This window comes from Paenibacillus foliorum (genome assembly GCF_013141765.1).
Lineage (GTDB): Bacteria > Bacillota > Bacilli > Paenibacillales > NBRC-103111 > Paenibacillus_S > Paenibacillus_S foliorum.
In genome coordinates this window covers 37,000-62,574 of the sequence record NZ_WHOD01000045.1, presented here as the reverse complement: position 1 = coordinate 62,574, position 25,575 = coordinate 37,000, and the positions used below count along the sequence as shown (strand labels likewise).

General features: G+C 43.1%; 16 protein-coding genes. 12 read left to right on the top strand and 4 right to left on the bottom strand.

Going from position 1 to position 25,575, the window contains the following annotated elements:
* The first annotated feature begins 303 nt into the window (after positions 1 to 303).
* The 4 genes from GC093_RS08485 (at position 304) to GC093_RS08470 (ending at position 10,352) form a co-directional block, all read left to right on the top strand.
* Positions 304 to 7,707: an S-layer homology domain-containing protein gene (locus GC093_RS08485; RefSeq protein ID WP_171651434.1), complete on the top strand. Its 7,404-nt coding sequence runs from the start codon at positions 304 to 306 to the stop codon at positions 7,705 to 7,707.
* Positions 7,708 to 8,100: 393 nt separating this feature from the next.
* On the top strand, positions 8,101 to 9,087 hold the full coding sequence (locus GC093_RS08480) for a DUF3885 domain-containing protein (RefSeq protein WP_171651433.1): 987 nt from the start codon (positions 8,101 to 8,103) through the stop codon (positions 9,085 to 9,087).
* Between the two features lie 389 nt (positions 9,088 to 9,476).
* Positions 9,477 to 9,824: a hypothetical protein gene (locus GC093_RS08475; RefSeq protein ID WP_171651432.1), complete on the top strand. Its 348-nt coding sequence runs from the start codon at positions 9,477 to 9,479 to the stop codon at positions 9,822 to 9,824.
* Between the two features lie 240 nt (positions 9,825 to 10,064).
* Positions 10,065 to 10,352, top strand: a complete 288-nt coding sequence (locus GC093_RS08470; protein ID WP_171651431.1) for a hypothetical protein — start codon at positions 10,065 to 10,067, stop codon at positions 10,350 to 10,352.
* A gap of 288 nt (positions 10,353 to 10,640) precedes the next feature.
* Here the strand turns inward: GC093_RS08470 and GC093_RS08465 are convergent, their stop codons facing one another.
* On the bottom strand, positions 10,641 to 11,435 hold the full coding sequence (locus tag GC093_RS08465; protein WP_171651430.1) for an AraC family transcriptional regulator: 795 nt from the start codon (positions 11,433 to 11,435) through the stop codon (positions 10,641 to 10,643).
* Positions 11,436 to 11,576: 141 nt separating this feature from the next.
* Here GC093_RS08465 and GC093_RS08460 point away from each other — a divergent pair, with 141 nt between their 5' ends.
* From GC093_RS08460 to GC093_RS08435, 6 genes are all read left to right on the top strand, one after another.
* On the top strand, positions 11,577 to 12,350 hold the full coding sequence (locus tag GC093_RS08460; protein ID WP_171651429.1) for a phytanoyl-CoA dioxygenase family protein: 774 nt from the start codon (positions 11,577 to 11,579) through the stop codon (positions 12,348 to 12,350).
* 192 nt (positions 12,351 to 12,542) lie between these two features.
* Positions 12,543 to 14,780 (top strand): helix-turn-helix domain-containing protein, encoded by a 2,238-nt coding sequence (locus tag GC093_RS08455; RefSeq protein WP_171651428.1) that lies wholly within the window; start codon positions 12,543 to 12,545, stop codon positions 14,778 to 14,780.
* Between the two features lie 355 nt (positions 14,781 to 15,135).
* On the top strand, positions 15,136 to 16,071 hold the full coding sequence (locus GC093_RS08450) for an ABC transporter permease (RefSeq protein ID WP_171651673.1): 936 nt from the start codon (positions 15,136 to 15,138) through the stop codon (positions 16,069 to 16,071).
* Positions 16,072 to 16,095: 24 nt separating this feature from the next.
* Positions 16,096 to 16,971 (top strand): carbohydrate ABC transporter permease, encoded by an 876-nt coding sequence (locus GC093_RS08445; protein ID WP_312886481.1) that lies wholly within the window; start codon positions 16,096 to 16,098, stop codon positions 16,969 to 16,971.
* Between the two features lie 70 nt (positions 16,972 to 17,041).
* Positions 17,042 to 18,682, top strand: a complete 1,641-nt coding sequence (locus GC093_RS08440; protein WP_171651426.1) for an extracellular solute-binding protein — start codon at positions 17,042 to 17,044, stop codon at positions 18,680 to 18,682.
* A gap of 43 nt (positions 18,683 to 18,725) precedes the next feature.
* Complete coding sequence (locus GC093_RS08435; protein ID WP_171651425.1) at positions 18,726 to 20,456, top strand: hypothetical protein; 1,731 nt, start codon at positions 18,726 to 18,728, stop codon at positions 20,454 to 20,456.
* Positions 20,457 to 20,708: 252 nt separating this feature from the next.
* Here the strand turns inward: GC093_RS08435 and GC093_RS08430 are convergent, their stop codons facing one another.
* Together GC093_RS08430 and GC093_RS08425 are read right to left on the bottom strand one after the other, a co-directional pair.
* Positions 20,709 to 21,059, bottom strand: a complete 351-nt coding sequence (locus GC093_RS08430) for a DoxX family protein (RefSeq protein ID WP_171651424.1) — start codon at positions 21,057 to 21,059, stop codon at positions 20,709 to 20,711.
* 41 nt (positions 21,060 to 21,100) lie between these two features.
* The gene (locus GC093_RS08425) at positions 21,101 to 22,480 is read right to left on the bottom strand and encodes an MFS transporter (RefSeq protein ID WP_171651423.1); all 1,380 of its coding nucleotides are present in this window, start codon (positions 22,478 to 22,480) and stop codon (positions 21,101 to 21,103) included.
* Between the two features lie 179 nt (positions 22,481 to 22,659).
* Here GC093_RS08425 and GC093_RS08420 point away from each other — a divergent pair, with 179 nt between their 5' ends.
* Both GC093_RS08420 and GC093_RS08415 read left to right on the top strand, forming a co-directional pair.
* Positions 22,660 to 23,331: a helix-turn-helix transcriptional regulator gene (locus GC093_RS08420; RefSeq protein WP_171651422.1), complete on the top strand. Its 672-nt coding sequence runs from the start codon at positions 22,660 to 22,662 to the stop codon at positions 23,329 to 23,331.
* 149 nt (positions 23,332 to 23,480) lie between these two features.
* Positions 23,481 to 24,425, top strand: coding sequence for a helix-turn-helix transcriptional regulator (locus tag GC093_RS08415; protein WP_171651421.1), 945 nt, complete (start codon positions 23,481 to 23,483; stop codon positions 24,423 to 24,425).
* Positions 24,426 to 24,499: 74 nt separating this feature from the next.
* Here the strand turns inward: GC093_RS08415 and GC093_RS08410 are convergent, their stop codons facing one another.
* On the bottom strand, positions 24,500 to 25,429 hold the full coding sequence (locus GC093_RS08410) for a DMT family transporter (RefSeq protein ID WP_171651420.1): 930 nt from the start codon (positions 25,427 to 25,429) through the stop codon (positions 24,500 to 24,502).
* Positions 25,430 to 25,575: the final 146 nt, after the last annotated feature.

The following is a 25,575-nucleotide window of genomic DNA, read 5'->3' as shown; positions in this document are numbered from 1 at the left end:
GTTTCTTAATTGCCATTAACGCGAGGTGACATGCAGTGGCTTATTTTTACAGAGGCTGTCCTTTAAGTCTATGACTTATTGGATGGTCTCGATTTTTTTAAATGTAAAAGCGTAAAAGATGACAAGCCACCTTAAATTATTCAATTTTGCTTTACCTATTATTTAGATAAAATGGACTAATTAACCAATGTGGAACGCTATCCTCGAATCATGATTCCACAGTCAAAATTTATAACAGGGGGGATGCCATTCCTTTAATACGTTTTTAAAGGCTTGATATGACTATAATTAGGAGGCTTTAAGATGTTCATTATGATGCTTAAGCAGCAAGTTCTAAAAAAGGTATTAAGCCTAATTTTAATATTTTCACTTGGACTCTCACTTTTTAATCTATCCGTTTTACCAGCATCGACAGTTCATGCAGTGCAGGGAGACAACTTAGGTACATTGGAAGTGAAAGTGAATAAGCCTGTAAACGCAGTAGTTGATCTTACTAATGCAACCATTGATATATCATTGCCCTACGGCACTTTATACCAAATGATAAATGTAACAACAAATCCAGGGGCTACCGCGACACTATACAGAAGCAACGGAACAACGGCTATTCCTTTTGCTGCTAGCGGCATCAACAAAGACGATGCCAAATTGGACCAATTTTCAATAAGTGGTACCACCTTATACTCTTTGATAGTAACCGATAAGAATAATAGCAGTAACAGTAAAAGCTATACCATAACCGTTCATGTGGATAGTGTTTTGCCCCCTATAACAGGCCCTCTCGGACCCAACGACAATTATTCTCCACTTAATATTAAGGCGGGTGAAGACGCATGGGATGTTTTGGGTGCTTCTAAAATTGGCAATGGTAGTACTACTGGTGCTATAGAAGGTCCGGGCATCCCTTCATCATACAGCGGGAAATCATGGTCAGAATCTGTCTATGACCGTTCAGGAGACTATCCTGCGGCTTCGACAGTTGATGAGTCATGGCTGGGAGATAATATGTATTTGCAGACTATAGGCAAAAACGATTTGAATGCGCTTACGAAGTATGGCATTGCAAATGTACCGGGCTCAAACAAGCTCAACTCCGATATTTTGCGTTATCATGAATTCTTGCCTTTTGTTACGCCGGATGGCGTGAGCCGGGACGACGGCGATCGAGGCGCTGTCAACAGCGACCGCCAGAGGCTGGAGATCAAAAGCAACACTGGCGCAGCCAATATTGCTGCAAATAGTGTGGGCGGCGACATTATGACCCACCACTGGAGGTTTATGCTCCCGTCGGAAACTTTAAGGTTTCAGCATGATGTTGGTGATAAGCGTGCCGGTGATTTTATTGAGCCCCACAGATTTTGGCACATATTCCAATTGAAAGAAGTAGCAGGCAACGCAGCCGGCCAGCCAGTGACTACTCTTACATTGGTTTCAAGTGGAGGTAAAGGACAGCTTGAATTCAGGAACAATCCTGATGGCAACTACGCGGACCGAATAAAGCCATTGTTCACAATTCCATTTGACAAGGTCGTTGACCGCTGGCTTGATATGGAAGTAACGATTCTAACCGCCGATAAAGGTTATGTTTACGGTAAGCTAGTCGACCTGGAAACAAACAATGTGATGTTCGAAGGCGGTATGACAGCCGAAACCTACAGGCGCCCTGAAGTGAAAAATCCAACGACTGGTAGAGACGAAAGAGGTGATCTGCCTATAGAATCAGGTCAGCAAAACCGTTCCAAATGGGGGCTTTACCGGGGTTTGTATAATGGTGAGGGAGATGCGGCCTATAAAGATGAATTCCAAGCCGCAACTATGTATCTGGCAGATGTTCATTTAGTCAAAAGGGATAAAGACAGCTATATTTTTCCTGATGGCTGGAATCCCAATATACAGCCTAAGGACGTTACAGCATGGGCCAGGCCGTTGGGAATCATGGCTTCCAAAGGCACTGCTTTTAGTAGCTTAGGTTTGCCTACGCAGCTTGATGCAACCTTGAGTACAGGGAAAACAGAGAAGGTGAACGTAACTTGGAACTCGACCGACTACCAGCCGGATAGCACGGGCACAAATAAGATTTATGGAAAATTTAATGGCATTGGGATTACGAACCTGCAAAATATTCAGCCCTACATTGAAGTTACCCTTACGGATTATAAAAACTGGGCGGTAACTCCAGGGGCCAAAATAAAGGTTGTTTCTTCAGGAACCAGTAACCCCAAAGAATACTTTATTGATGACGAAGCAACCAACTATTGGCAGGCGAACAGTTCTCTGGTTACCCCGGACGCAGGCAATCATCAATACTGGGCGGCTGTGCAGATGGAAAAGAAAATAGAAGTTAGCAAAATTCAAATTGAATGGACCAATAATAGCAGCTATTTGAACAATTACCAGATGTACTATACCAATGATGCCGCCGCTTATGATGAACTAGTGGAGGGTAATAACTTTTCTACAAGTACCAAGGGAACGGAGAAACCGCTTCAGACTGCACACGGAGGCTCATGGATTCCAATATCCGGAGTAGGGAAAACGACACCATTGAGTAATAACGAAAAGGTTGATCAAACATTAACCACACCGATTGCAGCTCAATATGTGCTGCTTGTATCCGATGTCACACAAAGTAAACCCAATGGAAGTGGTGTTGGAATTCGTAGTAATGTATTCAGAGTCTTCGGAGAGACTTCTCGATCCTTAACCATCAACAAGAATAGCCTAAACCTTGCAATCGGCAAAACAGAGTCTCTTCAAGCCGAAGTATTACCTGAAGAAACACCGATTAAGAAGGTAACTTGGGAATCGGCAAATCCATCAGTGGCAACTGTTGATGCAAATGGTTTAGTAACCGGTGTAAGTGCAGGTACGGCTGTAATAACCGTAAGCTATGGAAGCTTGAGCCAAACTTGTACGGTTACGGTAGCGGATGTTCCGGTAATTCCTTCAGGTTCGGTAAGTCTGTTGGCTCCATCCCGATTCACACCTCAAGCAGGCGTGAATCTCAAGGTGAGCTCTGAAGCTTCTGATCATCCGGGAGTAGACGCTTTGCTATCCGGTGGTAGCGGCTATTGGCGTAATTCAAGCTCAGATGTATATAAAAGTAACTATTCGCCATCCTCCTTGGCATTAACGGTTGACTTTGGCACTCCAAAAACGATTGATAAGTTGTACCTTGAAATACCCAACATCATCTCAAATATTCAAAGTAATGCGACAAGATTTGAAGTGTATTACTCCAATGACCCCAAATCTTGGGCAAGTGCTCCCGTGGCATCCGACTCTGATAAGGCGAACAATTACGACTGGAAGGCAAATGGATGGACGCTGGCCGGCGGAACGGAAACGGAAGGTTTGTGGTCTTATGTAACCTACAATGGTCAAAAATGGGGCTATGATACCAAGACATTCGTTTACCCGTTTACAGCCCGGTATGTGATGGTAAACACAGTACTGGTTGGCCCCCGCGATAAGCGTGTGGATGATACCAAATCGATGATGGGTATATCCGGATTGGCTATTTATGGAAAGGACTCGGTAACCAACGCAACCGGATTGGTACCCGATAAGGAAACTTATAGTACATGGGATCAGGTTTCACCTATATCTACCCATATAAACCTTGCTAACGGGCAGGCGCTTACGAGCATAACCAAAGGTGACACTGCGCTTCGTCAGGATAATGACTACTCTCTATCAGGCAATACGGTTACATTGACACTCCCATACCTTGCCAAATTGCCACTAGGTACCAATGAATTTACGTTTCATTTTAACAACGGCAACCCGTCTATATTTGCATTGAACGTAACAGCACGCGGTTATGGCGAGAATAACAAGACAATCAAGATGAACGCAATTGCTGGCGTATCTCCTTATAACATTTTGGGCGGCGCTATGGGTACCGACGAACCGGTAGAAGGCGTGACTAAAAGGATAAGAGACGCTTACCACGCATTTTACGGTGATCAGCCTCGGGCAACTGCGGCCGACGATCATATCAAGAGCATTTGGGACAGCACACTGAAAAAAGATGTGTTCAAGATCTTTGAATACGGTAGAGGCTTGAACAATGAATTCATCGAAAAGACTCGTGATGGCGAATACGGTCACAAGGGTGTTTTTGACTGGAATTTAGGCTATGTTGTTGACGGTGCTGCTACTACGGATAGGCAACGGGTTGAAATTCGCCCTAGCGAAGATTCAACTGGCGATTTTGTAGCCTACGAAGGTGACTTGGTTTCTTATGATTGGCTCTGGAATATACCGGATGGCAACCAGTGGAATCAGCCTAACTTCAGGCATATCTTCCAGTTGAAGGCTACGAATGCCCAAGCGGCTGATACATTACAGGGCGGCAACACCGGAGGTGAGAACGGCGCTTATATCATCGCTATGTCGATTTCCGGAACGACCAGCAGGGATCTTGTAGTGAATCACAACCGATATGACGGCGATAAAACCCTTATGAGAATTCCGTTAAAAGAAATCGATGGGCATTGGATTAAGGTTGAGCTTAACGCGCTTATTTCGGATAGCGGCTGGCTTACAGTCAAGATAACGGATACAGTAACCGGTAAGGTATACACCTTCGATAGCCCGGATGTGTATCAAGTGTTTCCAAACCAAGGTGCAGGCGACGGTATCAAAGACTTATGGAGAAGACCGGAAAGAAGCGGCAGCTTTGAAACCGAGTATCCAGCTACTTTTGATCAATATGAGCGTCCCAAGTGGGGCATTTATCGCAGCTCCGCTAACGGTACAAACTCTGCTTATGATGCTGAGCTTCAGCTTGCCGACATTACCATAAGTAAGGTGGCATCAGGGATATCATCTGTAAACCTTGCGCTTAACAAAAAAGCATATAACGTAGGCACGACAGAAGGCGCAAACCCGATCCAGTTGCAATCTGCGAAGGCCAATGAATATGGCAATGCGGACAAATTGACTAAGGGCGTACTGCAAGATCCAACAAAATGGAATGTAACCAACGTGACCAGTCTGGATCAAATCGGAAATTATTCATGGCTGGGAACTAATGGAGACAGAAAAGGCAGCTTCGTAATAGACCTTGGCCAGGCAATGGATTTCAGCCAAATGAGACTCTTTGCAAAATCCAACAGGTTAAAAGGCGTTACCGTATATGTATCTGATGATTTCACAAACCATTCATCTTCAGCAGATTTTGACGCCATGACATTTAAACAAGTGGATATCAAGACAGCCCAAGGTTTTACGTATGCTACTGGCAACAATAATGGCGGTACGGATTCAGAAGATAGTTCGTATCCAATAAACCTGGGTAAGACATATCATTCAAGATACATTAAAGTATCGGTAGAGAATGCATCCGGCGGCAATACAGGTGCGGATCTAACAGGGCCTCCACGTCTTACACAAGTTCAAGTGTTTAATGCGCCACGTCCTCCACAGAATCTAATTGTTGAAGCTAGCGGTTCAGCTAAAATTCTGAAGTGGGATTCTAATGATTTAAGCGAAGGCTACACGGTTTATGATGGAACAAAGGTACTTGCCGACTTACAGAAAGGCGCAACGAGTTATACTTTACCGAGTGACATGACCGATCTGTCCAAAGTCGCCGTCAGGTCAAAGGGAACAGATCCGTATTCTCGTAAATTTATGATTTCGGCACCGGCCATACCAGCAGATCCACTAGTGCTCCCGAAAATTGTAGGCATTACTCCAGTAAGCATAACTACAAAAGTAGGTATAGCACCCATTATGCCGACGGTTGTCTCCGCGGTTTACAGCAATAACACGACCCAACAGCTTGCTGTAGCCTGGGACAATATCAACGCATCCCAATATGCATCAGTAGGCAGCTTTACCGTTCAAGGAACCGTTACGAGCACAACTTATAAGGCATTAGCGAACATTACAGTTACTTCAGTGGATATCCCCGCGCCAGTAATTGTAAGCATTACACCGATTAGCATCACAACAAAAGCAGGGACAGCACCTACATTGCCGACGGTTGTCTCCGCGGTTTATAACAACAACACGACCCAACAGCTTGCTGTAACGTGGAACAACATCAACGCATCCCAATATGCATCGGCAGGCAGCTTTACCGTTCAAGGAACCGTTGCGGGTACTTCCATTAAGGCCGAAGCGACAATTACGGTCATACAGCCTATATGGCCAAGTAATTCTAGTCTAACCGTTACTGCGGTGACAGCAAGAACAGCAACCTTAAATTGGACTGCTGCGCAAGCGAGCAGGGGGGTAACCGGTTATAAGCTTTATAGCGTAACTGCCAATACTTACTCAGAACTTGCATCGATTGGTAATGTTCTAATGTATGAGCTGACAGGTTTGACACCAAACAGCAACTATACGTATATAATTCAAGCGATTGATACGGATGGTACTCGGAGTGTTTTTGGACCGACGGTTAGCTTTAACACAGCTTCTGTTACCTCGAGAACACATACTGGCAGCACACCTGCACCGGTAACAGATTCCGGCAATACTACGACATCCACAACGGGCTCATCCGGAAGTAGGGTTACTCTTGATCTAGAAAAAGACGCAAAAGTAACCAAAGAAACAACAGCAGATGGAAAGACGGTAACGAAAGTCACTGTGGACGCCGATAAGCTGGATAAAGCCTTATTGAATTCGCTTGTCGTGATCGAAGTGAAGGGAAGTGATTCAACAGTTCAAGTAGAACTGCCAGGCAATGCGATTCTGAATGCTAACAGTAAGCAAAACAATCCGGTGATTCAGATTCAAGTGAATGGTGCTTCTTATGAGCTGCCTGTAGGAGTGCTTAAAAATATTCCGAAGGATTCAATCGTAACCGTCAGGATTTCTAATGTATCCGGTAAAGCCAGAGACGATGTAAATACAGCGGTGAGAGACTTGAACGTGAAGCAAGTGATCACGAACCCGATCGAATTTACGATCTTGGTCAACGGTAAAGAAATTAGTGACTTCGGCGGAGTGTACGTGAAACGTACCATTGTATTGGGTATGATGACGGTTGATTCGAGCAAAATAACTGCGGTATGGATGGACTCGAACAATCAATTCCACTTTGTACCAGCCACAATCACAACGAATAACGGTTCTGTCGAGATTTCGATTCGTTCTCCGCACAATAGCATTTACACAGTTATCCAGTCCGATAAATCATTTACCGATTTGCAAGGGCATTGGGCAAAAGCGGATATAGAACTGCTGGCGAATAAGCGGATCGTAAACGGTACAACTGATCAGCAATTTGCACCGGAGCTCAACATTACACGTTCCGAGTTTGCCGCCTTGTTGGTTCGTTCACTTGGATTGGTTGAAGTGAAGGCTGATGGATTCCGTGATGTACAACCAAGCGACTGGTTTGCCGGAGCCGTAGGTACGGCGTACAAAGCGGGACTGATCACAGGTTATGAAGATGGTACGTTTAAGCCAAACGATAAAATCAATCGTGAACAAATGGTGGCAATGATGATTAGGGCGATGAGATTCGGAGGCAAGGAAATCCAGGCCGACAACGCTATATTGAATCGGTTCGCCGACAGCTCGGAGATAGGCGACTGGTCGAGAGCATCCGTCTCCCAAGCACTGTCAGTTGGTCTCATTCAAGGAGTATCGGACAACGCCTTCATGCCTAATGAACCTGCAACGCGTGCACAAGCTGCTGCTATTCTGAAGCGCATGCTGCAATCGCTACAATTTATCAATTGATTCACTCAAGGCCGTCAAGCTTCTTGACGGTCTTTTGTACGTAAAAATTGAACGCTGTAGCAGGTTATTTACTATGGATTCTGTATCAAGGAACTAGAATAGCTTACCGTTCTTGTCAGTGGCCCCTGATCCTAAGGCCGCCGCCTGAGACTGTTGTACAAATAAAAATGAATGGTGTCCGATAACTATGTTGATTACATAGTTATTGTTATGTAAACAAATTAGGCCGGGAGAGATATTGCCTTTAGCTTTTTTTTACGGTTCTCATAAAGGAGAGGGGGCAGTATACCATCTTTAGCAGCTATGGTATAGTTTTACTATTCTCAAAATAGATAATGATTTCATAAATGGTAGATGAAAGTACGATTTTATCGAGAAACACTGAGGTGAACGATGAATACGAAAGAACAGTATGAGTGTTATATGAAAGAACACTTTACACAGATAAACACGTATCCCTTCTATATATACCATCAAGTTCCATCGTGGATTCGATTTGAATTGGGATTACCAGGTCTTTGGAAGGAAAATAAGGAACTGTATTTAAACCATGTATATAAACGTTCAAAAACGATTTTTGAAGAAATGAATGAACCTTTAGATGATATTTTCTTATTAGTAATCAAATATGGTGATCTAACCAATAAAAACAAATATAAGAAGCTTAAGATATTTGACAAGTATTTAAAAGATAAAGAACTCTTAAAAGGACTACATGTAATAAAAAGATTATGGGCAGAAAATGAAGATGAGGAAAGGCAAGTTACCTACTCATATATATTAAAATGTAAAGTTTCTGACATTCGTTATACTTCATTATTAAAAGCAATATCTCATGTGGATTTTTTAATTAAACCTTATGTTGAACAAAGTTGTTTTTTTATTAATACAACCAAGAATTATATTTTCCACATGTATGATGATAGAGGATTAGATGTATTTTCGACTAATAATCAGACGTTAAAGGGGATATATACCAAATTTAGTGATTGGATTTTAGATTATGATAGGAAGAAAATAGATGAAATATTTGAAGAAGGATTATATGGCCATGAAGAATCGAATGAAGAAAAATCACTCAGAGAGTTAAAAGACCAGGATAAAATCCGTCAACTGGATACTCACATAATTAAATTTGAAACAGCTCATGGGATTAAGCATCATTTTATTGCAGACGAAAAGCAAAAATCTGATGAATTGACTGAAACCATTCAAAAAATGGGGTATGATTTTAATTCAAAAAAATTAACTGACGGTAATTTGGTTTTTACAGCCACTAAGCCTTGTCAATTGTATCAACATCAAGTATCAGTTCAATCGGGATTGATGTCATTAGTAGCGAAAAAACACAGAGTTCTTTATGAAGGATGGACATTGTAGCTTTATAAAAGCACGATTTTATTAACAAGAGAGTGATTCTAATGGACATTGACGATAAGAAAATTGCCGAAAAGGTCTTAAAGCACTTATTTAGGGGCTAGAATCATGTTTATGATAGGTGGTGTTATTAGTTGGTTGATGTATTTGTTTAACAAAGAGTAAGCGCGTTGAAAGGCAACAAAATAAGATAAAACGATGAATAACGGTATTGGGAAGTGATCGCTTGAATGAATAGAGTAAACATTACCCTTATGATGGTTGCAGTAATTATTATTCTATTGATATTAGTCCTAATCACAGCAGCAGATATTTTCGGGTATTTAATCAAATTGATGATTCAATGGATACTCCACATAAAATAACGGTTTTAATAGGAAGGAGAAAATAAGATGTCTAGAACAATTGAATTTACTAAGAACACTATAATATTACATCTAAGTGGATTGACAAGTTTAGCAGCGTTAAAAAGACAATTGGAAATCCCATATTCATCAATAAAAGATGTGACAATTGAAGACTTTAAAGTTTCATTGTTGAAATTCAGAGTGGGTACATCTATTGCAGATATTAGAGAGGGACGTTTCATGCTGACTGATAAATGGTCGTTTATTTCATACAACAATCATAAAGACGTGGTAGTGTTACGGTTGAATAATCATGAATTTGAGAATGTCGTTTTTCAAATTAATAATCCAGAAGAAGTAAAAAGGCAGATTCAAGAGCATATACCAAAATAAAACGATGATTTCATTTGGGACCAGATTAACCTTAGGGTTATTACTTGTAGCATTGTACTTGATTAAAATTCTGTTTACCCAGCACTATGTAACCAAAAAAGGCGGAATTAGTGATGAAAATCAATAATGAGTATTTCTTAAAACATTGGAGAAAGCCTCGTTTTAGCATTATTTTATTAGCTATTATTCTATATGTTTGTTCCTTTGTTGGTTTTTATACGGTCTGTAGTATCACAGAGCATGGGGGAACTCGCCAGTAATGTACCTGGTAGTGAAAAAAGCAAAGAAGCTTACGAAACTTATGTTGAAATAGGTGAATTGTTAAGTGGAAATATCAAAGAAGAGGTTATTGGTGTATTAGAATCGAAGTTTCTGAGTTCGCCACTCTATCCTAAGATTCTGATAGCTTGGTGTCTGGCAAATACATATAGTAGGTTAGACTTAATGGAAAAGTCCAGTGAAAAACTAAATTATTGCAAAGAGATAGTGCCTTATTGTAAGCCCTTATTAAGAATCGTTGAAAATTAAGGTACAGTCATCTAACGTAAACTTTAATATGGTTCTAGCTACTGAGACAGAGAGGTCTCCCATTAGCCGCGAAACGGCTTGGGAGACCTTTTTTTGTACTTATTACTTTTGCTCCCTCCCTAATTAACAAAGCCGAAGGTAAGACATTATCGAGTTAAACGTATGCTGCAATTTGCGGCAAAAAAGAAAGGAGCCTATAAACTGGTGTTTAGGTCTGATCAAATCAGAATATATATATAAAAGTCATTCTATTGGCAGTACTGTTTTTTTCTTTTATTTGAGTATTTCCTAGATTCGATATGTTTTGCGGAATACTGAAGGGCTCAAGCTATAAGTATTCGTGAAGACGCGGCTTAGATAAAATCCGTTCTGGTAGCCGCATTGCTGCGCGATCGCCTCTAAAGTAAGCTCTGTATTGAGCAGCAGATTACTTGCTTTGCTCATTCGAAGAGCTGTTAAATACGCAATAGGTGTTACTCCCATAGCTGCTTGAAAACGCCTAGAAAACTGTGATTGGCTTAGAGATGCACGATCAGCCAGCTGCATCAAGGATAGTGGCTCATATGCATTATTCTGGATATGAAGAACCGCAGTACGGATAATAGGGTCATTCGCTGTGATATGGAAGGTTTTATCTTGATGTTCTGCTGCGCACATGTATAGAATATCCATCAACAAATGCTGCTTATAAGCGAACCGATCGTGTATATTCGAGTCAGATAATTCACGTATGCACGCAAAGGTCGAAGAGAAGCGATCGATTCGATGAAAGGAAATTTTTCCGAAAGGCACATCTGGTCCGGGTTGTATAACACGTCCTTCATTATCATACCAATTGAATTCTATGAATAGAAAAGAAAGTACCCCGACCGCTTGGCGATATAGGGTCACTCCAGGGGGACAAAGGATGAGTTCTCCGAATTTCGCACGTCCCTTATCCTCGCCTATTCGATAATCGAAGCTGCCATCATCGGCAGTCAATATCACCCAATTGCTGTAGGTATCCTCTGTCAACATAAAGGACCGTTTGATCAAAGTGTTGTACCAACGTATTAATTTCACTTGGAAAGACTGCTCCAGCATAGATAATTTCTCCTCTCTACACCACACAAAAAAGGATATGAAAATTGATGATTTATTGCATGGAATATAGGTAATTCAAGCAGTAATATTATATCAAGAAATGAACAAAAACTATATATTAGATATGAGGATGTGTTGAATATGAAAATTACGAAGATGCTAACTCCCGAACAGTTAAATGCTTATCATGAAAATGGCTATCTTGTTCTACGTAAAGTATTTACTGCTCAAGAAGCCGCTGTTTGGCGTCAAGAAAGTGAAAGGCTGCTCAGCTTGGACGAATATCTCGATCCGAACAATTTGCGTGTCGGTTACCGAAAGATAGAAGAACGTTCAATTATTGAGAAGATTGATCCTGTACAGGATCTTTCCGGAGTGTTCCAGGGTTTAGTGAACGATGCACGCATTTTGGCACCGCTTCGTGATATTTATATGGATGAGCCGGTACTTTTTAAAGACAAGCTTATTTACAAGCTTCCTGGTGTTACCGGATATACGATGCACCAAGATGCTGCCTGGTGGCAAGGATTCCCGATAGAAGGTCTGATTTCAGTCATGGTTGCGGTTGACGGCGCTTCGACAGAGAATGGGGGATTGGAGCTATTTCCAGGCTATCATGATCGGCTTCGTTCAACTAATGGGGAGCTCCGCAATATGAACGCGGAGGAGATTGCTGAAATTGATTCGTCTAAAGGGCAAATCGTGGAGACAGAACCGGGCGATATTATCCTATTCCATTCGTTCACTCCGCATCAAAGTGGACCCAATATGGCAAACGTAAGTCGTCGCCAATTATATTTGACTTATTCTCCAGCGAAAAACGGGCAGCTCTACCATGCACACTACCAGCACTATTGCCGATATGTAACTGCGGGGAGAATCGAGAATGGGATGACGGAGATGTATTTCAAATAAGAATGTAAGATTGACTACCCCCGTAGAGAAATTCACCACTATGGGGGTTTTTGGTTTATGGTTGGATCAGGAAATCACAACTCAAAATTTTCTTAGCCTGTTTTCTTCTTTATGTGTACGATTCACTTAATTAAGTATTGACTTGTTCATTCGAATCGTTGTACCTTGTACCAAGGAAAGGGGGGATATTGCATGAGGAAAAAATGGGGAAATCGTCTTGTATTTGCTTATCTGCCCGTCTTCATTCTCGTTATTATCGTGTTGTTGTGGATATTTTTCGTCACCATGAGCGAGTTGTCCAAGCAGCAGGCGATAAAAGCTAATGAGATTTATGCTGAGAACACGATGCAATATGTCGATTCCAAGCTGAGGTCAATCGAACAATATATCGTCCAGACCCTTCTCGATGAGCAGTCTGTCATTGATTTCTACAGTGTGTCCCCATCGAGTCCAAATCGCTATCTTAACGACCGTGACGTGTACAAGAAATTGATCCTGCTTCGCGACAGTTTCAATGAAATCGATTCGGTCTATTTGTATCGCGCGCGTGATCAGGTCATCTTAAGCGATACTTCAATGCTGGCGCTCGAACAATTCACCAACAGTCAATATGTGAACGCTTTAATGGCCGCTCCCTCTGCCAATCACTGGAGCGTCGGTCGCGAGTATATCGATAATGCTGGTGTATCAACGCCAGTTGTGTCTCTGGTTAAGCGCATGCCATTGCCGCTTGGCACAGATGGGATATTAGTTGTAAATATAAAAATACATACACTCTCAACACTCGTCAGCAATGTAGCTCGTTCTAAATTCAGTTATCTCCATCTGCTTGATGCCAATGGAGATATCATTATTGGTGAAAACATAGCAGGCAGAGGAGGTAGCGTAGATCGGACAGATTTTACTGTAATGAAATCCGACTACACAGGTTGGACGATCCGTAGTGGATTTGTAGACGGCATTGTTTTTCGTTTTCTATCGAGCCTCAACACATTCTGGATGGTGATCGGCATCATCACGATTCTTGCTGGTGCATTATGGATCGTATATGCGAGTCGGCAGAACTACAAGCCGATTCAGTCACTATTGGAGCGGCTCTCATCCGTTCCGCTTCAACGACCCCATATACTTGGGCAAGTCAAGTATGATGAATTCAAAATTATTGACAATCTGCTTGATCATCTGCTCGAGCAATTCAGTAAGTATCGACTAGAGAACGATGAGAATTTCAGCTACCGTCGGCGATATTTGTTCGAAGAATTGCTGACTGGAGGACAGCTTCGGCAGGAAGGGGAATGGGAGAGGGAGTTATCGCACTTTGGATTTCAAGAAACGTACGATCATTACAGGGTGGCCATTATTGAGATCGACAAGTATTCTTCATTTACCTCCACTTACAATAATAAAGATCAATATTTAATTAAATTCATCATTGATAACGTCATTCAGGAATTGAATCAGAAAGCGGACATTGCGATCTGTCCAGAATGGATTGAAAAACATCGGTTATGCATTGTTTGTCAGCTGCCAAATGATAATGATGTCGATGATCGGTTCCGGGAAATTATGCGCAAAACGGTGGCTTGGATCCACAAAAATGTGGCGATTACGATCACCTGTGGACTTGGAACGAAAGTGTCAGGCATTCATAGGGTATCTAGTTCGTATGATGAAGCTTTAGAAGCACTTGGTTATAAGACAACGTTCGGAGTCAGCAGCGTCATTGAATTCACAGATATCAATAGCAAAACCGGGGAGGAAATCTTCCGCTCACTCCCCTATATCCGTGAACTGGTCCATTTCTACAGACTAGGCGAATCTGATTGGAAAAAACATTACAATGCCCTGTTTGCCGAAATTCGCGTACAGCGCTTTTCACGGGAACAAGTTGCCAATCTGATGAATTATTTATTATTTCATTTCTATAAGGAAATGTCGGGATTGTCCGCAGAATATTTGGAATGTTGGCGCGAATATGCAATGAATCCAATTAACGAATGGATTGTGAACTTTGATACGATAGATGAATTGGAGGAAGAACTGCGTAGTATTCTGGAGGATGCCGCTCTGAGACTGGATCTACTTCGCACACAGCGGAGCCAGCACGAACTGATTGACCAAGTGAAAGCGTATATAGAGAACGAGTATAACAGCTCCGACTTTTCGCTTGTCATGCTGAGTGAGAGGTTCAAGCTGACACCTAATTATTTAAGCCGCTTGTTTAAAGAAGAATTCGGTGAGAAATTTATTGATTATTTGGCTGGCTTGCGAATAGAACAAGCCAAATATTTGCTGTCCACAACATCCGCGCCGATCCAGGAAATCGCATTGAAGGTTGGCTATACACATACCTTTTCATTTATCCGCGTATTCAAGAAACTTGTGGGTCGAACACCTGGCGATTACCGCAAGGAGTATCAGCAATCTTAAACATCCATTGATGAAAATGACCGATTCGGGGAACGATCAACATAGTCCCTATTGAACCGGTCTTTTTTGTTGATATTGGGGGAATTGTGGAATCAGAGTCTTGTGTAAAAACTGTGCATGGAATGCGCCCTAGTCTCGCAAGGCTGTCGACAAACAGCTGTGAATCCAAGCTTTTTGCTGATTATTGAAATTGTGTATCACCTCTAAATGTGTGAATTGTCCGCAATCGGACTTTGATGTAGTGTTGGTTTGTGAGCGGAATACAAACGATCACAATGATGCGATACTACGCTCGGCAGGGCGACATAGGAGGTGAAGTCTCATGCGAGTATCTTCGAAACAAACAGCTTTGGAAATGGAAATGTCGATTCCAACAAGAGATATGAAGAAGAGGTCCAGCAAGTATAAGTATCTGAAGCAAAATATTCCACTCTATATTATGCTCACTCCCGCTATTTTTTGTTTTCTCATATTCAAATACGCACCAATGGGTGGGATCGTCCTTGCATTCAAGGATTATAACTTTTGGGATGGAATCTGGGGGAGTTCATGGGTCGGATTTAAGCATTTTGATTATTTGTTTAACAACCCACAAGGATGGAAAATAATCCGTAATACGTTCATGCTGAGCTTACTAAGTTTTATCGGGTTTCCATTTCCTATAATGGTTGCTTTGCTGCTGAATGAAGTTCGGAAGATGTGGTTTAAGAAAATGGTGCAAACACTTCTATATTTGCCTCATTTTCTCTCCTGGGTTATTGTCGGCGGCATCTTTATCACCTTGTTTTCACAGGATTCCGGCATGGTGAACGACATTCTGGAGAAGCTGACCGGCGAAAGGTATCCTTTTCTATACAAGCCGTTCGCATGGACCGCGGTGTATCTCAGTTCAGGAATTTGGAAAGAAGCTGGTTTTTCCGCAATTATTTATTTGGCGGCACTTACGACGATTGATCCGAGCTTGTACGAATCGGCTGCAATTGACGGTGCGGGCAAATGGCGTCAGATGTGGCACGTGTCACTTCCGGGCATTCGACCTACGATTATTTTACTGTTGATCCTTGGGGTAGGACGAGTAATGGAGGTCGGTTTCGACCACATCTATGTGATGCAGAATCGAGTAGTCGCCGATATTTCAGAGGTCATTAGTACCTACACGTTCAAGACGGGAATTCAGGGGGGAGAGTTTGGTGTTCCCGCTGCGATGGGTTTGTTCGAGTCACTGGTAGGCTTCGTATTGGTGTTGACGGCAAACCAGATTGCCCGTAAATTCAACCAGAGCTTATGGTAATCCGGCATGAAAGGAAGTGGGAGCGTGAGAGAGACTTACGCGGGGAAATGGTTTAATGTTATTGTACATTTAATTCTGCTGTTAGCGGCCATCAGCTGTCTTATTCCGTTAATCAACATTATCGCAGTTTCGTTCAGCGATTCGGCGGCCATCGATTCAGGGTTCGTCTGGTTGTGGCCTATTCATTTTAATCTGGAAGCTTATAAAACATTGTTTCTCGGCTCCAGAGTCATCCCCTCGTTTTTGAACAGCTTGCAGATCACGTTGGGAGGGACTTTCTTAAGCTTACTCTGCACTACACTTGCCTCATATGCGTTGTCACGTAAATATTGCTATGGTCGCAAATTTATTACACTGGCTATGGTTTTTACGATGATGTTTAGCGGTGGGCTGATTCCATTCTTTCTTTTGATGAAAAGCCTCGGACTGATTAATACCTACTGGTCGCTATGGCTCCCCGGATTGGTCGGTGCGTATAATCTGTTGATCATGCGGACCCACTTCGAAGGGATTCCTGTCGAGATAGAGGAGTCTGCTCGCATCGACGGCTGCGGTGAATGGAGGCTTCTTGTGCAAATAGTTCTTCCTTTATCTATGCCAGTTATTGCGACGATTTGCTTATTTCTAGCTGTCGGCTACTGGAATTCCTTCCTAAACGTACTCATATTCATCAACGATGCGGAGAAGATGAATTTGACCGTATTTGTTCAGCAGATGGTGCAGAGTCAGAGCATGCTGATGCAGACGATTGCCCTACAACCTGAAGATTTAAACAATATGTCGCCTGAGGCCGTGAAAGCCGGAGGCATTGTCATCATGACGCTGCCGATGCTGATCGTATATCCTATTTTGCAAAAGTATTTTGTGAAAGGTGTGATGCTTGGTGCTATCAAAGGTTAACCCGGAAAATAGCGATAGGAAGAACGGGTTCAAAAGCAGTCCATTAATACCAAATGGGGGAAAACAACAAATGGCAGGAAAAATGAAGATAAGTACGTTTACGACAATGGCTGTCGTGTTGGCGACAGGGACGCTGCTTGCTGCTTGTAGTAAATCGAGCGAAGAGGGAGGCAGAGCCTCCGTCTTGCCAGCCAAAGAGGGATCATCGGCAGCACCGGAGAAACGGGGTAAGATCAAGATGTCTCTCTACGATCGTGGTAACACTCCGCCCGCGGAAGGAACGGTTACGAATAACCGCTGGACAAAATGGATTAACGAGAACGGGCCAGCGGATGTCGAATTTGTCGCTGTTCCGAGGTTTGAAGCGAAGCAGAAGTTTAACACTCTGTTTGCTTCCGGAGAAGCTCCGGACGTTATTAACGAATTTGAAACTGGCTATCGGGATCAACTCTATAGCCAGAAGCAACTGCTGCCACTGGAGGCTTTGATCAAACAATATGCGCCGAACTACAGCAAATTGCTGGAAAAGTATCCGATCATGCGCCAAATCGGTACAAAACCTGACGGAAAGTTGTACGAAATCGGGCGGGTTATTCCTAGCTCCGTACAAATAGCCGTATTCATCCGCACCGACTGGCTAACAAAACTTTCATTACAAGTACCGCACACGCTCGATGATCTGCTGAAAGTGGCAAAAGCGTTCACAGAACAAGATCCGGACGGCAATGGGAAGAAGGACACATACGGTTATTCACTCGCCTATTTAGGGGATGAAGCGATTGATGCTATGAATGGCAATACGCTGTTTATTAAAGATGACAAGCTGATCGAAGAAGATGCGAGAATGAAAGCGGCCGTTACCTTCAAGAAACGACTGTTCGACGAAGGCGTTGTTGATCGTGATTATTTGACGGACAAGAACGGCGAGAAAGCAAAAAAAGACTTTTTGTCTGGAAAGCTCGGAATCTATGTGGCTGACAACCCTAACGTTGATTTATTAACGACACTCCGCAGCACAAATCGAAATGCAACGATTGCCCCTATGCTTATGCCTAAAACGGAGTTCGGACAATACACGATCAGAATGTTAAATCCGCTTCAGATGACGACGGTGGTATATGCGGGCTCGAAGGATCCGGTTGCTGCAGTGAAAACGATCGACTTCATGATAGCTGAACCTACGTGGAAATCGCTCAAATTCGGTACGGAAAACGTACATTGGAAAAATGACGAGCTAGGATGCCCTAGACCAATTAATCCGGATTTACGTAAAATTGAAATAGGCTATAACACTGATTTGTACATGGGAGCGACAACGATTGATTCCAAAGAAGTATGCAACGTTCCTGTCCTTGACAAGAATATTCCTAATGCTGAAGAATGGGCTGGAATCAGACAAGAAACACGTGTCTTATACGAAAATCCCGCAATACCGTTATACACTTTTACGCATGGCGAGCATATGCCAACGCTTCCAGCCGATTTGTTGAAAATCAATAATGACTGGATCCAGCAAAGCAAGGATCTTATTGCTAAGACTGTAGTCAGTGGCGGTGCTTATACCGTTGATCAGGCGATGAATGATCTCAAGAGCTTGAAGCAGAAGATCGGCCAAGACCAGACGATCGATTGGTATGCGAAATGGTTCGAACAGAATAAAAAGAATGCGTTCCTTACCAAGGACATTTACCAGTTCCTAGCTAAAAAATGAGGAATGAAGGATAGAATGATTTAAATATATGGAGGAGCTTTCTATGAGTCGCAAATTGTATGTGCCAGAGCTTACCGTACAGAAGTCTAATGAACAGTTCGAACGCAGAAGATATGGACTGCTGGAGCAGCTAGCTGGGGCTGACTTGCCGGATATTTATGGAGGATGGGCGATTGCCAATTTAAGCTTGAACCGCAAGGTTGCAGAGGCGAATATTCGTTTGCAGCGGGCAGCATTATGGTTCGAAAACCCGCACCCTCATGGCAGAGATTTGCGTGGGGAATGCGATTTTGCCGCGATGAAGCTTTGCCGTGCTTATCTGGAATTCGGACAGGATGGCGGGCTCCTAGATTCGTTGACTTTAGAGCGTATCAAGGCCTTTTTCCTAAATAGTGATTTCCAAAGTATGTATGATTCGGAGAATCATCATCTGCTGTTTCACACGAGCCGTTATTTAATGGCGCATGTGTATGGGCGGGAGAAATTCAGCGAATATGGGTGCGATGGAGCCAAGTTGGCGGAAATGGATAGGAGTTGGCTGGAGCAGTTTATTCGTTTCCGGGCGCGTCGAGGTTGGGGAGAATTTGACTCGACATGTTACTTTGGTCCGGAATGGGAGTGCTTGACGACGCTGTACGATTTTGCACCGGACGTCAGATTGAAGCAAATGGCTGGTATGATGCTGGATGTGCTGTTAACTGATCTGTTGTTGGAAACGCTGAATGGTATGTGCGGAGGCGCACATGGTCGTATATACAGTAATCATGCGCTCAACTATGCCAAAGACTCCGTTTACCCGCTCATGTATCTGTATTTCGGCAATGTCGATCCGTCCACCTTAGGGGAAGACTGTTTAGTTGATGCGTTATTGTCCGGTTATCGGCCCAACGACATTATCATGGATATTGCACTCAACCGTTCTGATACTTATGAGAACCGTGAACGGAAGCATTTGCACAATATGGACGATTGTCTTCCGGCTGCCCCCCTTGAAGGAAGTATTCGCAAATATACGTACCGAACCCCAGATTATGTGATGGGCTGTGTACAGTACCAGGACAATTATCCAGATATTCCAAGCGCGATATACGCCCATCACGAGCAGCACGAATGGGATTTGACGTTTGGAACGAACACGATGGCCAGACTGTTTACCCATCACTCGGGGATAGATGGTAATGAACATGGCTATTGGACGGGGGATCTGGGCTGCAAATGCGGTTCTGGCTGCGGCCATTTCTTCCAGAATCGGACGGCGCTCATTGCCTTGTACGATATTCCACCAGAGGCTCCTTATCAGATGATTCATGCCTATTTACCGAAAAAATATTTTGATGAAGTCGTTGAAGAGAATGAATATGTATTTATTCGAGAGGGTCTGGTTTTCGCAGCCTTGAAGCTGTTGAATGGATACAAGTGGTCGGTGGGCGGACCCTGGAGTCAAATGGAAGTGTTTAGTCCTGGCGGGAAAAATGGTGTGGTTTGTGAGGTTGGACACGCAGATGATTTTGGCGATTTTGTATCATTCCGTCAAGAAATCGCAAGCAACCCTATTCAGTTTGACCGCAACTCGATGACTCTGACCTATCAGTCCCGGCGATCCGGACAATTGATGATTGACGTCTCAGGGAACAGGGAGTTGGATGGGAAACCTGTGGATTTGGAATATGCATCCTATGATAGCCCTTACATGCAATCCGATTGGGATAGTGGAAAAATTCGGATTGGCAAAGACAGTCAATGGCTATTATACGATTTTATGGAACACGGATAGGGGAAACCGTGATAGGGAAATTAGCGCAGAGTAGAGGCGAAGTGAAATCCTTATACAGAAAGGCACAAAAAGACCCGGCAAACAGGTCTTTTTGGTAAGTGATTTAATACCAGGTTGCTCTTGAAATACTTGCAAGTATATTAAATTATATATGTTTTATAAAAAAAAGTATTTGTTTGTTGGGGCACGTTACAAATTCATTTTAAGAATATGCAAACCGAGCTCTCATCTCCTAGTTATACAGCCTCCAAATTAGAGGAGGGACAGATTAAGTAGTACGACAACTGCACATAAGACAAGCAAAAATAGAGATAGAAATGCTTTCGAAATCGGATCGCGTCCCAAAACAAGATGTGCCAAGGCTCCACAAATCATCGTTATACCTAGCCAAATGCCTGAGTAAATCGCCATTATTGGGAACCAAATTCCTATGATTAAACCGAAGACACCTATGATTTCTACGGAACCCGTCAAAGTATTGAAAAATGCGGGCAGCCCAAAGTGTACGAACGAGGCTTCCATTTTTCTTAATAAGATTTGAGTCCCGAAGTATAAGAAAGCCAAGGCTAATAAGATTTGTAATAGGATAGCTGTTAACTGCATGTACCATTCTCCTTCTGAAAATTATCGTAGAGCGAACAGCATCATATCTCTAATTTACTGATTGTTTGGCTGTTTTTAATCCGAAAGCTGGCAAACAAGCTTACAAGGATCAATACAAGATGAAAAGCAATGGCGCCAATAATGCCTATTTCCATCGACAAACCGGTTGCTTGACTAATGGCGATAATCGCACCGCCAATACCGATAACAATTCCAGGCGTAAATGAATCGGAGAATTGCAAGTTAGCTGAAATTTTCCCAGCCCCTTCTTCATCCGAACTTGTGAACGCAACCGCACCGCTAGTTGGATGAGCTAATCCGATTCCAATGCCTGTAATCATTTGACCGATTACGGCAATAACAATATTGACAACTGGGACCCAAATGAGCATGGCAATTCCAATGGCGATCAGCAGCACACCGATTGATATCCGTTTATAGCGACCTTGTCCTTTATCATGAGTATCCCAGTAAGATTGCACATAGGTAGCAGCGCACCAACTAAGCGCCGCGCTTGCCACAATTAATCCGGCTATATCTGGAGCTACTCCTTTAATCTCCGTCAAGGCAAGCACCAAAAAGTTCTGCGTGCTCACATACGCGGCGAAAAATAGTCCTCGGGAAGCTAAGACTGAAGGCAACCCCTTCCTTAAAGCTAGCGTACCAGAAGGCAGCAACTTACGAAGTGGCTGCACCATAAGAAGTAAACCCAGAACTACTAAAATGATCCCCATTGGTTTAGGAAGCAAACCGAGGCCACTCAAAAATAGTCCCGTACCTATGGCTAACAAGATAGCAAGCCAAGTAATCCCAACTCCTGTTCCGTCTCCGTTTGTATCAGGTGATTTTAATTTCCTGAAAACAGGCAAGCTGAGGAGGGCTGCTAGAAGCAAGAAGGGTAAGACTCCCCAAAATATGAAGCGCCAAGACAGTTGTTGTGCAATTACACCTGCCACGTAAGGCCCGATCATCGAAGGCAAAACGTAGGCGGTGCCAAAAGCACCCAATATTTTAGTGCGTAGCTCATCAGGGTAGCTTAACGATATTGCTGTATATACGCAAGTCATCATTGCCCCTGCACCCAAGCCCTGCAAGGCACGTGATCCAATTAAAACGTACATATGGCTCGAAAGCGCTGCAACTATCAATCCTGTTGCGAACAATAGGAGAGCAGCAGTAAATGCTAAAGCAGGTCCATTACGATCAATTTGCCGACCAACTACCAATGTACCAATAATTTGTGCAAGTAGATATGCGCTGAATACCCAACCATAGAGGCTGATACCGTCTAACTCGTTTGCTATGGACGGAGCGACTGTAGTTACAGCTAATCCTTCAAAACCTACTGCCATAACGGCTAGTATGATGCCGATGGATAAGGCAAGGTACTTCGGACCAAATATACTTTGGGCCCTAGACATGTTTTTTCCTCCTCTATTTCTATATTTTATGTATACTTTGTATGTATCCGGATATTTAGTAAACATAAATCTTTACAATGTTCAATGTAAGGATCTTGATTGACTTTGTCAATGTTTTTCTTTACTATGTTCGTAATAGCATTTGGTTACTTTCTTATTAGAGATGAAGGTGTTCACTAATGAAAAAAGAATCGCAAGGAAGAGAACAAGGAAAAGAAATCCATGCTGAAAGAACAAGCAGAGCCATCGTGAAGCTATTGAAGCAAGAAGGGCGCATGGATGCCCTTCAGTTAGCTAAGCAGCTAGGTGTCTCTCGCATGGCCGTACGGCAACACCTATATCAATTAGAGGATCAGAAGCTCGTGAGCTTTGATGAGGAAGCAAGATCGATGGGGCGCCCTGCGAAAATGTGGAAATTGACCTCGGAGGCTAACCGACTTTTTCCCGACGGGCATGCCGAACTTACAGTTCATTTAATTGAATCCGTGAGGGAGGCTTTTGGTGAAGAGGGTTTAGAGAAGCTCTTGGATATTCGAAATCGAAAAATGGTCATCGAATATCAGCTTAGAGCACCAATGAGCCTTACCTTAGAGGAGAAGCTTAAAGCTTTGGCACAGAAGCGCACGAGCGAAGGGTATATGGCGGAAGTTATCGAAAACCCAGACCGTACTTTTTATTTTATAGAAAAGCATTGTCCTATCTGTGAAGCCGCATCTTCATGTTCAGGCATTTGCAGTAAAGAGCTTAGCGTTTTACAGCAAGTCCTCGGAATAGACGTAGAAGTGATAAGGAGCGAGCATCTGCTAGCTGGTGGAAACCGATGTGTTTATACGATTAAAACCATAAACTAGCGTTGATGACATAGAGATATTGTTACCAAGAAAGTCAGCAAGAAATGGCCGCTGAGCGAGTTTTTTTGCTTGCATCTTTTAGCGTAAGGTATAATGGTGACAAATTTAGTCACGAACTCGTTTATCCATTATAAAAGGGGTTGTTTGGGATGCCTAAGTCCAAAAGATTGATGGAACTGATGATGACTGTCAACCGGAAGCGGCGGTTCAAGGTTCAGGAGCTTGCCGACGAATTCGGGGTCTCAAAACGCACGATTCTAAGGGATTTGCAGGAGCTGAGCGAGCTGGGGGTGCCTCTTTACTCGGAAGTAGGTCCACATGGGGGCTATCAGGTTGTAAGGGAGAGGGTACTGCCTCCCATCGCATTCACAGAGGAAGAGGCTGTGGCGATGTTCTTTGCAGTGCACGCACTGCGCCATTACTCCTCGCTGCCGTTTGAAGCGGAATCCGCCTCGGCGTTGAGTAAGTTTTACCTTCATATGCCTGGAGACGTCCGGGACCGGATCGACGGGATGAAGGACCGGGTGGACTTCATTACGCCGACAAGGCGTGGCGATGCTCCCTGTTTAGCCATTCTTCTCGATGCGGCTGTACATCAGAAAGTGCTCGCTATCGAATACGAGTCGAAGGAGAAGGAGGAGGGTAGCCGCCGAATTCAGCCAGTCTACATTTACGCGAACAACGGTTTGTGGTATTGTACGGCTTACTGTTTCCTGCGTAAGGGTTTCCGCGTATTCCGGTGTGACCGGATTCGTGAGGCAGCTTATGACGCGTCCGGAACAGAGCCACTCGAATTAGGTGATATTCATCTCAGCAGGCGGGAGACTGCAGAGCCGAGGGAGCCAATTAGGCTTCGTGCGGAGCTAAGTCGAATCGGTGTCCAGCGCTGCGAAGCCGAGCTATGGCTCTCTCCAATGCTGCATGTGCGTGAAGACGGAAGCGGCGTGATCGATAAGGACGTTTCCCGCGACGATATCCCTTTTTATACGGAGTTCTTCATAGAAATGGGTGACGAGGTCGTTCTGGAGGAGCCAGAAGAATTGAAGGATGCGATCCGGAGGAGGCTCTCCGAGTTGCTGGCCCGATACCAATGAACGCACACAGCGAACATTAGACTCATGCGGTACTGGATAAAGTGCCTATGTCGATATACTTCTCACCGGAATTACTACGAAAGATTAGAAGTTCCTTCTTTCCTTCTTCGCTGCCTAATAGATAAATGAAAGACCCCTGAAGCTGTCAGGACCCCCAATATTACCAAAACAGCATCCAATATTTGAACAATGGAAACAGGTATACCAGTAGCAAATGAAATAAGCATGGTTATAACAGGAACGAGATTGAAAAATAGGGATGTTTTAGTAGCCCCAATTTCTTTCATGCCTTTGTTCCACCACATATAGCCTAATACACTCGTGAAAAAGGCCATAAATAGAATTGCCCCCCAAGCTCCAATCGGAATGTTTGGTAGAGGTATAGGGTTAGTTGTGAAAAGAGAAACTACGATTAAACAAATAGCCCCGATGATCATCGTATATGTGGTTGTAGATAAAGGATTTCCATCCTGAATAAATCGACGCCCAAATACACCATAAAATGTCCAACACACGTTTCCACCAAAAATGATTACATCCCCAATTGAAAATGACAACATCTTTATCGTATCGATAGAACCCTGCATAATTACTAACAAGACGCCGATAAATGCCAAGAATATACCAGCTGCTTGTATTTTGGTAATCCTGTCCTTTAATATAACCCTAGCTAAAATAGTTGTCAGTAAAGGATTCAGCGCCATAATTAACGCCCCATTTACAGATGATGTATATTTGAGACCCACAAAGAATAAGGTACTAAATCCAAAGATTCCTACAAGACCAAGTACCATATACCAGAAGGTATTCCTTTTTAGTTGATGTTTATTAATACCTTCCGTAAATATTAAAATAATCAGTAAGGTCGCAGCGGCTAACCCAAAGCGCCATGCTGCAGCAGCAAATGGAGAGAAATAACCAACTGTATATTTAGCAAGATTAAAAGAGGCTCCAGTGAAGACAGAAAAACCAACTAGCATCAAGTATATTTTTATATGTTTCATTCCTCTTCGCTCTCCCTTAGCATTGAGTGGTAGGTTACTATCATCCTAGAGTTTAAGCCCATGCCGCACGCATGTAGGAAAAATGCTGGGTTTCCCCAGCATTTTTAAATGATATTCAACATCATTCATTTCACAATCAGTCATAT

Excerpts from the sequence above, each read along its gene's own strand:
- GC093_RS08475 (WP_171651432.1), top strand. The coding sequence starts at position 9,477 with ATGTCTAGAACAATTGAATTTACTAAGAACACTATAATATTACATCTA.
- GC093_RS08450 (WP_171651673.1), top strand. The coding sequence starts at position 15,136 with ATGGAAATGTCGATTCCAACAAGAGATATGAAGAAGAGGTCCAGCAAG.
- GC093_RS08435 (WP_171651425.1), top strand. The coding sequence starts at position 18,726 with ATGAGTCGCAAATTGTATGTGCCAGAGCTTACCGTACAGAAGTCTAAT.
- GC093_RS08465 (WP_171651430.1), bottom strand. The coding sequence starts at position 11,435 with ATGCTGGAGCAGTCTTTCCAAGTGAAATTAATACGTTGGTACAACACT.
- GC093_RS08470 (WP_171651431.1), top strand. The coding sequence starts at position 10,065 with ATGGGGGAACTCGCCAGTAATGTACCTGGTAGTGAAAAAAGCAAAGAA.
- GC093_RS08480 (WP_171651433.1), top strand. The coding sequence starts at position 8,101 with ATGAATACGAAAGAACAGTATGAGTGTTATATGAAAGAACACTTTACA.
- GC093_RS08485 (WP_171651434.1), top strand. The coding sequence starts at position 304 with ATGTTCATTATGATGCTTAAGCAGCAAGTTCTAAAAAAGGTATTAAGC.
- GC093_RS08410 (WP_171651420.1), bottom strand. The coding sequence starts at position 25,429 with ATGAAACATATAAAAATATACTTGATGCTAGTTGGTTTTTCTGTCTTC.
- GC093_RS08460 (WP_171651429.1), top strand. The coding sequence starts at position 11,577 with ATGAAAATTACGAAGATGCTAACTCCCGAACAGTTAAATGCTTATCAT.
- GC093_RS08430 (WP_171651424.1), bottom strand. The coding sequence starts at position 21,059 with ATGCAGTTAACAGCTATCCTATTACAAATCTTATTAGCCTTGGCTTTC.
- GC093_RS08420 (WP_171651422.1), top strand. The coding sequence starts at position 22,660 with ATGAAAAAAGAATCGCAAGGAAGAGAACAAGGAAAAGAAATCCATGCT.
- GC093_RS08455 (WP_171651428.1), top strand. The coding sequence starts at position 12,543 with ATGAGGAAAAAATGGGGAAATCGTCTTGTATTTGCTTATCTGCCCGTC.
- GC093_RS08440 (WP_171651426.1), top strand. The coding sequence starts at position 17,042 with ATGGCAGGAAAAATGAAGATAAGTACGTTTACGACAATGGCTGTCGTG.
- GC093_RS08425 (WP_171651423.1), bottom strand. The coding sequence starts at position 22,480 with ATGTCTAGGGCCCAAAGTATATTTGGTCCGAAGTACCTTGCCTTATCC.
- GC093_RS08415 (WP_171651421.1), top strand. The coding sequence starts at position 23,481 with ATGCCTAAGTCCAAAAGATTGATGGAACTGATGATGACTGTCAACCGG.